The sequence below is a fragment of the Verrucomicrobiota bacterium genome (genome assembly GCA_016871535.1).
Lineage (GTDB): Bacteria > Verrucomicrobiota > Verrucomicrobiia > Limisphaerales > SIBE01 > VHCZ01.
Genome location: VHCZ01000313.1, coordinates 1 through 6,749, shown reverse-complemented (window position 1 = coordinate 6,749; position 6,749 = coordinate 1). Strand labels below are relative to the sequence as shown.

Genomic DNA, 6,749 nt, shown 5'->3' with positions numbered 1-6,749 from the left:
TGGGGCGATTTCGCTTTCTGGCTTCGTTTCTCCTCAGTCGCAGAGCCCTGGCTATGCTCCTTCGTCGTGCCTCGCCAGAAAGCGAAATCGCCTCCAGCAAAACCGGAATTTATTTTTGCACAGACCCAAAGGTGGTTAACCGCGGGTTAGGTGCAGCGAGTCTCGAATTCCGAAGCTACCGACGAACCCGTACTGGGAAGGGCGGGCGTTTCGGTCCCGGCGCCGGGTTTTCCTTGAGCGACCGCATGACAACTTCAATTGCTTTCTCCAGTTGCGGGTCGCGTCCGGCGATCACGTCCTTCGGCCACATCTCGACCTCGATATCCGGCGGCACGCCTTCGTTCTCGACACGGAAGCCGTCCTCCGTCCAGAACGCCAGGTTGGGCGCTGTAATCCCTCCGCCGTCCATCAACGCAGGAAATCCGAGAATTCCCACGAGCCCGCCCCAGGTCCGTTTTCCGATCAAGGGGCCGAGGTTTAGCTTGCGGAACATCCAGGGCAGGAGATCGCCACCGGAGCCGGCGGTTTCGTTGACGAGCATCACCTTGGGTCCGAAGATGGCGCCTTGCGGCGTGCGAAAATCTTTTCCGTAACGCGTGGTCCAGTGGCTGATGTACGGCCGCCGGAGAATGTCGATGTAGTAATCGGCCACTTGTCCGCCGCCGTTGTGCCGTTCATCCACGATGATCGCTTCCTTGTCCGCCTGCGGAAAGAAGTAACGCTTGAAGTAGAGGTGCCCGAGCGTCGCGGTGTTGGGAACATAGACGTAGGCCACTTGTCCGGCCGTGGCTTCGTGGACTTTCCTCATGTTGCTTTCGACCCAATCGCGATTGCGCAAGGCGACCTCGCTTCCAATCGGCACGACCTGCACGATGCGCTTTTGTGCGCCGGCCGGATCTGAGCCAACGGTAATTTCGATCAGCTTGCCGGAGGTGTTTTCAAAGCGGCTGTGGAGGTTCTCGGGCGGGCGAAGGTCCACGCCATTGACCGCCAGCAAGTATTCGCCCGCGCGGACGTCCACGCCCGGCTCGGTCAGCGGCGCGCGCAACTCCGGGTTCCAGTTCAATCCGCCATAGACCTTCTTGAAACGGTATCGGCCTTCCGCCACTTCAAAATCCGCGCCCAAAAGCCCGCCTGAGATCGAATTGATCTGACTGAGCCGGTCGCCGCCGCCGAGGTAGCTGTGGCCCACGGCCAGTTCCGAGCACATCCATTGGATGACGCGATTGAGGTCGGGACGCGCGGCCAGGTGAGGCAGAAAGGCCGCGTATTTTTCGCGCACAGCCGCCCAGTCGGCGCCGTGCATATTGGGGTCGTAGAAGTAATCCCGGTTGATTCGCCAGGCTTCGTGGAAGATTTGCGGCCATTCGGCGCGCGGGTCGATCTTGACCTGGACCGAGCCCATCGCCAGCTTGCCCTTGTTGAGATCGATCTTTTCCCCGGCTCCGGCAATCAGCCAGATCTCGCCCGCATTCAGCAGGATTTTCTTCTTGTTGGCGGAGACGGAATAGTCGCTCACTTTCTCCGCCAGGGTCTCCTCCTTCCGTTTCTCCAAGTCGTAACGGACCAAATTCAAGCCGCTCGCTCCCGATCCTCCCGGGGCGCGATCCGACTTCAAATAGTAAATGTGATTCGTGTCGCCGGCCTGCAAGTTTCGGTAAAAGGCCGAAGACAACGGCAGCGCCACGATCCGTTGCGCGAGGCCTTCCACGTCAATCTTCAGCGGCGCGATTTCGGCGGGCTGTTTTGCCGGTTCCTTTTCAGGTTTCGCGGCTGCGTCCTTCTTGTCCTCTTTCGCTGCGTCGTCCTTTTCCTTTTTCGCTTCCTCCTTGGGCTTCTCTTCGTCGCTTTCCTTGAGGAAGGGTGAATTGGTTCCTTTTTGCAAGACAGCGAGGTAGAGGGAACGGGTGATCTCCATATCGGCATTGGACATGGCGAACCAGTTGACTACCGGGCCGGCGTCGGTGGAGGCAAAGAATAGCAGATACTTCCCCTGCGCGTCGAAAACCGGCTCGCTCACGTCGCTCAGACCTTCGGTGACGGCATGCGAACGCTGTTGTTCGAGTGAGTAGAGATGGACGCGTTGATGGCCGCTCTCCGTTTTGACGGTGTAGGCGAGCCAGCGCGAGTCGGGCGACCAGGCGTGCTGAAGGCCGCGCCACGAGGCCGGGCCAAAGACGGGTTCCGAATCGATCTTCGTGGCTTTCTCCGCCTGCAGATCAAAGATGAAAAGGCTCCAGCTATTATCGACGTAGCTCACTTTCTGTCCGTCCGGCGACCATCGAAGGTCCTCGTAAAAGCCGGCGCCGTGCAGCGGGATTTTGCGGACGTCGCCTTTGCCATCCTGCGGCGCAATATGTAGGGCATATTCGCCCGAGGCATCGCTGAAATAGGCAATGCTCTTCCCATCGGGGCTCCATTGAGGGTCGCGCTCGTGGACGGCCGTGGATTGGGTCAAGTTCCGAGGATCGCCTTTCTCGGCCGGCGCCGTGATGATTTCCCCGCGAAACTCGAACACCGCCCGGGCGCCGGAAGGTGAAATCTGGGCGTCGCGAATGTACTGGGCGCCACTGACAAACCGCGGCCGCGTCTCGATAAGATCGGCGGCCACGCCAATGGCAAGCTGGCGAGCGCTCTTGGAGGCCGGATCGTAGAGATGCAGATAGCCCGCCTGCTCATACACAATCACGCCGCCGCCTGCCGAAGCGTGCATCACCGGGAAATCCGCATGGAAGGTGAGTTGATCCACGGACTTCGCTGAGGCGTTGTAGGAAAAGAGATTGAACTCGCCGTTGCGGTCCGAGAGGAAATAGAGCGTGCCGCCGATCCACATCGGCACCGTGTCGTTGCAGCCGCCTTTGGGTTTGGGGACTTCGACGACCTCGTGGTTTTCCATTTCGTACAGCCAAATTCGGCTGATCGTTCCGCCGCGATAATTCTTCCACTGCCGGAACGCCTCATACACCGGCGTGTAAGCGATTCTGGCGCCGTCCGTTGAATAGGCGGCCATGGAAGCATGCGGAATCGGCACCGCTTCCGGATGCCCGCCGTCAATCGATATGGTGAAAAGCTGCGTGTAGCGCGTGGTGTGAACGGCGCGCGGGGAGGTGAACAGCACGGCTTTGCCGTCGGGCCGGAAGTCCTGGGCGAGGTCGGGGCCCGGATGCCACGTCAGGCGCTGGGGGACGCCTCCGCTCACCGGCATCAGATAAACGTCGAGGTTCCCGTCATACTGCCCGCTGAAGGCCAGGGAACGGCCATCCGGCGAGAACCGAGGGTTCGTCTCGTCGCCGGGATGAGTGGTGAGCCGGCGCACGTTCGATCCGTCGCGTTGGCAGACCCAGATGTCCCCGGCGTACACGAACGCGATGTGATCCTGGCTCACCGCCGGCTGGCTCAACATCCGCGTGTTCCGAATATCGACCGCGCGGGTCGATGGAAGGGCGAGGCAAAGGAGGCAGGCGCTGAAAATTCGCATCAAGACCGCACGCGCGTCTCCTGAAAACGGATTTCGTTGAGTTAAACTTGTACGCAGGGAAGGTTTCATAGATTTGTCCACTCGCTGTACTGTCCCGAATTTTCTTTAACAGGAGGTAGCAGAGGAAACAGAGATTTTGCACCTCATTCTCTGTTTGCTCCGTTGCCTCCTGTTCAGATTCTAACTGAAGCTCTCAACCGGCGCCGCCCCCGTTCCAGCTTTTGCCGTCCCAGGCGATGATTTTTTCGAGCAGGGCGATCACGTCGTCCGAAAAAACCTTGAACAGAGTTTCCCCCTTTTCCGTGCTGGCGGCAGCGGGATATCCGATATGGCCGGGTTCCGACCGATCCTGCGTGATCCAGCCGCGCGCGGCCGGTTCGAACGCTTCGCCGAATTCGACCGGTGGAGCGCCTTTGAAGTCTCCGACCAGATCCGGCGCCAATCGCAGGATCATGGACGTTTCCCATTCGCACGCGTGGCCCATTTGCTGTTGCTTGAAGTCGGAACGCACCGCCTGCGGTTTGCCCCCGAGTTTCCAATAAGTCGCAAACAACAGCAGAAGATCGCCGCGATGCCGGTGTTTCTGCCGCACCTCGAACACGATCTGGCGCCCTGGAACGTCGTTCCCGCCGTGGCCGTTGATGAAGACCAGGCGCTTGAAGCCGTGCTGAATGAAATTCTCCAGCAAACCCGCGAGCAGATCGAGGTAGGTGCGCGGCGGCGCCGACAGCGTGCCCGGAAACTCCAGGTGATGATCGGAGTTCCCCAGCCACATCAACGGCGCGAAGAGAACGCGGTCGCCCAACTTCTCCGCCGCGCGCCGGACGATTTCGCCCGCGAGCAGACTGTCGGTGAAGACCGGCAAATGCCGGCCATGCTGTTCCAGCGCCGCAATCGGGAACACGACGGGCGTGTCTTTGTTGAGCGCCTGAACTTTCGGCCAGGTGAGATCTGTCAATTGCATGAGTGCGTCCCTCACTCTCCCCAAGGGAGAGGGTCGGGGTGAGGGGAAAGGGGACTCGAAACCAACACAGATTGAGATTCTCCAAGACGCTGAACGGATACCCGGGCAGGCTGGAAGCCTGCCCTACTTCTCGATCGGCGCGGCGATCAGGTTGCCGTACTCGGTCCAACTGCCGTCGTAGTTCTTCACGTTCTTGATGCCGAGAAGATATTTCAGGACGAACCAGGTGTGACTCGAACGCTCGCCGATCCGGCAATACGCAATCGTGTCTTTGTTGGGATCGACGCCTTTTTGGTCCAGGTAAATGCTGCGCAACTCGTCCGCGGACTTGAAGCTGCCGTCCGGTTTGACCGCCGTGCTCCAGGGAATGCTCTTGGCGCCAGGGATATGTCCGCCGCGCTGCGCGGTCTCCGTCATGCCGGGCGGCGCGATGACTTTGCCGGTGTATTCATCCGGGCTGCGCACATCGACGAGATTCCATTTGCCAGCCTTCTGGGCCTCGAACACTTGCGGGACCAACGCGCGCAGTTCGGAGTTCGGCGCGGAGGCCTTATAGGTCACGGGCGTCGGTTTGGGCACTTCCGTAGTCATCTGCTTGTCCGGCTCGTTTAGCCATTTGACCCGACCGCCGTTCATCAGCCGGACATCCTCATGCCCATAAATCTTGAACAGCCAGAAACCGTAGGCCGCGAACCAGTTGTTGTTGTCGCCGTAGAGAATGACGGTGTCGCCGGGCGAAATGCCGGCGCCGCCGGCCAGTTTTTCAAACGCTTCCTGGCCGATGATATCGCGGCGGACTTGATCCTGGAGTTGAGTCTGCCAGTTGAATCCGACGGCGCCGGGGATGTGTCCGGCGTCGTAAGCTTTGGTATCGACGTCGATCTCGACGAGTTTGATGCCGGGCTTGCCCAGGTTGGCTTTGACCCAATCGGTTTCGACGAGCACTTCAGGTTGAGCGTAGTTGGCCATAATCAGTCCTTTCTGAATTCTAGGTTAATGGTTTCTGTCCAGGCTCACGCCTGATTGCCGGATGCCAGACTCGGGATGTGTTTCATCATGTTCGAGGTGTATTTGAATATGTTGTCCGGAAAAATCATTACGCCGTAGCCGGCTTTGTCGCGCAGAATGATTTCCCGCGCGCCCTCGTAAATCAGGCCCGAACTCGGCCCGGCGAGCAAACCTTCGGTCTGGCACAACTCCATGGCCCGCGAGTAAGCCAGCCGGAATTCCACCTCAAGAATGTCGTCCACGAGCGAGGAATCGAACAGCTTGGACACGCCCAACTGCGTGACGTTGCGGAGGCCGGGAACGTCATGGCCTTCCGTGGGCTGCACGGCGATGACTTTGATGTCCGGCTTCTTGCTGCGCAAGAACCGGCTTGTGCCGCTCACGGTGCCGCAGGTTCCCAGTGAAACAAACAAATGCGTGATCTTGCCCTCGGTCTGCCTCCAGATTTCCGGGCCCGTGGTGTGAAAGTGCGCCTCGACGTTCTTTTCGTTCTCGTACTGGTTCGGCATCGCGTATTTGTCGCGGGAAGCTTTGGCGTGGGTCTTGGCGATGTTGATCGAGCCGTCGCCCAGGCCGGGCGCGGGACACAGCTCGTCCGAAACGACGTCCAGTTGCGCCCCGGCGATCTTGAGCAGGACTTTCTTTTCCAGCGACACTTTGTTCGGCACCACCGCGCGCATGTGGAAGCCGCGCGCGCGCGCCAGGGCGGCGAGGCTGATGCCGGTGTTGCCGGAAGTCGGCTCGACAATGCCGCGTCCGTTCCCGATTTCGCCGCGCTGTTCCAGGTCTTGAAGCAGGGCCCAGGCGGCGCGATCCTTCACCGACCCGAACGGGTTCATCCATTCCAGCTTCGCGTAGAGAGCGAATTCGGGGACAGGATTCATCCGGTTGATGCGGACGAGCGGGGAAGGATTCTGCTCGTTGGGCAGCAACTCAAAGACGTTGTCGTAAACCCGCGTGTGGTGGTTCATGCACTGGCGAACGTAACTGCGTCCCTTAATTATGGCTTTTGCTTCAGGAGGACAACCTTTTTCCCTAAGGGTCTGTGCAAAAATAACTTCCGGTTTTGGCGGGAGCGCCGCCTGGCCGGATGCAAGGCGCGAGGAGGGAGCATCCCCGTTTTGGGGCTGTGACCGACGAGCAACGCCGCAGCCGGCCAGGCGCCGCCCCGTCCCGGAGGGCTGGGGCGATTTCGCTTTCTGGCTTCGTTTCTCCTCAGTCGCAGAGCCCTGGCTATGCTCCTTCGTCGTGCCTCGCCAGAAAGCGAAATCGCCTCCAGCAAAACCGGAATTTATTTTT

The 6,749-nt window shown here is 59.8% G+C and carries 4 protein-coding genes; all 4 read right to left on the bottom strand.

All coding sequences use genetic code 11. The features are described from left to right. Positions 1–175: 175 nt before the first annotated feature. The 4 genes from FJ398_24740 to FJ398_24725 all read right to left on the bottom strand — a co-directional run bounded on the left by FJ398_24740 (position 176) and on the right by FJ398_24725 (position 6,421). Complete coding sequence (locus tag FJ398_24740) at positions 176–3,478, bottom strand: peptidase S41 (protein MBM3841103.1); 3,303 nt, start codon at positions 3,476–3,478, stop codon at positions 176–178. Between the two features lie 193 nt (positions 3,479–3,671). Further along, positions 3,672–4,442, bottom strand: a complete 771-nt coding sequence (locus FJ398_24735; protein ID MBM3841102.1) for a creatininase family protein — start codon at positions 4,440–4,442, stop codon at positions 3,672–3,674. A 123-nt stretch (positions 4,443–4,565) separates the two neighbouring features. Next, the gene (locus FJ398_24730; GenBank protein ID MBM3841101.1) at positions 4,566–5,411 is read right to left on the bottom strand and encodes a sulfurtransferase; all 846 of its coding nucleotides are present in this window, start codon (positions 5,409–5,411) and stop codon (positions 4,566–4,568) included. Positions 5,412–5,455: 44 nt separating this feature from the next. Further along, the gene (locus FJ398_24725; protein ID MBM3841100.1) at positions 5,456–6,421 is read right to left on the bottom strand and encodes a cysteine synthase family protein; all 966 of its coding nucleotides are present in this window, start codon (positions 6,419–6,421) and stop codon (positions 5,456–5,458) included. Positions 6,422–6,749 lie beyond the last annotated feature (328 nt).